General features: G+C 58.4%; 1 rRNA gene. It reads left to right on the top strand.

What is annotated here, in order from left to right:
- Positions 1–23: 23 nt before the first annotated feature.
- Positions 24–243 (top strand): 23S ribosomal RNA (locus ciss_RS09655); the annotation flags it as partial.

The following is a 243-nucleotide window of genomic DNA, read 5'->3' on the forward strand; positions in this document are numbered from 1 at the left end:
ACAGAGGTTGGAGAAAAAGAGAAGGTCAAGTTAGTAAGGGCGTACGGTGGATGCCTAGGCGCCAGAGGCCGAAGAAGGACGTGGCAAGCTGCGAAAAGCCGCGGGGAGCTGCAAGCGAGCGTAGATCCGCGGATATCCGAATGGGGGAACCCGGCCGGCGTAATGGCCGGTCACCGTACACTGAACACATAGGTGTACGGGGGGAACCCGGGGAACTGAAACATCTTAGTACCCGGAGGAGAA

Source organism: Carboxydothermus islandicus (assembly GCF_001950325.1).
Lineage (GTDB): Bacteria > Bacillota > Z-2901 > Carboxydothermales > Carboxydothermaceae > Carboxydothermus > Carboxydothermus islandicus.